Genomic DNA, 1,684 nt, shown 5'->3' with positions numbered 1-1,684 from the left:
CAATCTCAGAAGCGAACTTCTTCGTCGCCAGCGGCGCGCCGCCCTCGTTGGTGAGCGGGTGTATAGTCGGGGCAGTTGGACGTGTCAACACCGATTTCGAACTTTCTGAGCATATCGCCGAGCGGATTCTGTCGGAACGTCTTAAGTCATTGTTTTCATGGATGTCGTCGCCCGGAAGCGGCAGTGCATTTTTCACCGGACGCATTTTAGCCGGCTGCTTTGACAGCGCTTTCGGGATTTGCCTAACTGCCAACGTCGGTTGCCGCATTTTTCAGCGCGGCAGAGCTGATCAGCCGCCAAAACTGACAACGCGGAAAGAGCGGACCGCAGCTCCATTGGCGGCCGCTTTCAAGTCCCACGTTGCGACGCTTTCATCGTTCAGCGTGGGCAGGAAGAGATCTCTCAGCTTCGTTCGCAGCCGGGCCAGATGACATTGCCAAGACCTCAGACGCTGGGCGACGACTGTCTGTCCGCAGGCCGATCGAGCGGCGGGCCGAGAAGCAAGGCTGCCATGTCGCGACGGCCCGCATTCCGAATGCGGGCCTTTCCCGGGTGCCGGCGCGTTCCCCCTGTCGTCGCGCCTTCTATGCGAAGGGGTCCTCGGTCTTTCGCAACAAGGTCGGTGATCGACGCATTTTGCGTTCAAGCTTTTCGGGAGCGCCGTAGCGCAAGAGAGCACTGGAAAGCGTGGCGCCGCCGACGTTATTTCGCCAGGGACGCCGCGATCGCAGCAATGGACCTGAATAGGACCCGCGGATCATCCCTCGATGGCGAGAACCCGCGACGCTCCCAGAACCGCGCAGCTTCGTCGTCGATCGCGTTGACGATCAAAGCCCGCCCTCCGATCAGGCCGGCGGCCTGAACACAGCGCTGCAGGGCATGCTTGATCAAACCCGTGCCGATTCCCTGGCCTGACCATCGCGCATCGGTCGCGAGCTGACCGAGAAGGAGGCACGGAACGGGATCGGGCGGCTGGCCCGTCCTGATCGCGCGTGGCATGACCCACGGGATCACCGCGGTTGGCGCAAGACCGTAATAGCCAACCACGCACCTCTCGACATGAACCACGAGGACGGCGGTGAAGCCCTTTTCCTGATTCGAAAGGGCGCGCGTCTTCAACCAATGATCGAGCGACGGCTTGCTACAGGAAAACTCGGAAACATCGTGGGCAGCAGTGAGCGTCTCAGGAACCGAAAGCCCCACGAATCACCGCTTGGGCTCGTAGCCGTCTTCCCAGGGCGCCGGCCTTCCGGCCAGTTCGACCATTTCAGCGACTGGCGCCGGCGGCCCGGTCAGAACCTCCATGAAATTCGCAAAGCCTTCAGGGCTCATGCGAATCAGCCGGTTCTCCATGATCACCTCTTCCGCCGCCCGCACGGCAGCATCGCGCACGAAGTCCGTGCGCGAGCGGCCCCGCAGGCTGGCCGCGCGGTCGATCATCGCGACATCCGCTTCCGGCAATCGCATCGAGATCGGATATTCTTTTCGTTCCGCAACGCTCGCCATCGCTACCTCCGTCGGAGCGAAGATATTCGCTCGTAGCGCAAAACACAATACGGCACTATTTCTTACGCCAGGAGTCCGAGGCGAGATCGGCGTTGGGAGGATTTCGCAGGAGCGCTTATGCCCCAAACGGCAACGGCCCGCTGATGCGGGCCGTTTTGAGTTTGGTTGCGGGGACAGG

At 61.6% G+C, this 1,684-nt stretch carries 3 protein-coding genes; 1 reads left to right on the top strand and 2 read right to left on the bottom strand.

What is annotated here, in order from left to right; all coding sequences use genetic code 11:
• On the top strand, window positions 1–431 hold a 431-nt coding region (locus tag Q0L57_RS14550), incomplete at its 5' end, for a hypothetical protein (protein WP_296743708.1).
• Window positions 432–702: 271 nt separating this feature from the next.
• Here Q0L57_RS14550 and Q0L57_RS14545 read toward each other — a convergent pair.
• Window positions 703–1,203: a GNAT family N-acetyltransferase gene (locus Q0L57_RS14545; RefSeq protein WP_296743706.1), complete on the bottom strand. Its 501-nt coding sequence runs from the start codon at window positions 1,201–1,203 to the stop codon at window positions 703–705.
• 3 nt (window positions 1,204–1,206) lie between these two features.
• The gene (locus Q0L57_RS14540; protein ID WP_296743704.1) at window positions 1,207–1,506 is read right to left on the bottom strand and encodes a DUF1778 domain-containing protein; all 300 of its coding nucleotides are present in this window, start codon (window positions 1,504–1,506) and stop codon (window positions 1,207–1,209) included.
• Window positions 1,507–1,684 lie beyond the last annotated feature (178 nt).

Source organism: Mesorhizobium sp. (assembly GCF_024509055.1).
Taxonomy (GTDB): domain Bacteria; phylum Pseudomonadota; class Alphaproteobacteria; order Rhizobiales; family Rhizobiaceae; genus Mesorhizobium.
The sequence above is the reverse complement of the archived record's forward strand: the minus strand, read 5'-3'. Positions and strand labels throughout refer to the sequence as shown.

Coding starts and splice junctions, on each gene's coding strand:
- Q0L57_RS14540 (WP_296743704.1), bottom strand. CDS start 1,506: ATGGCGAGCGTTGCGGAACGAAAAGAATATCCGATCTCGATGCGATTG.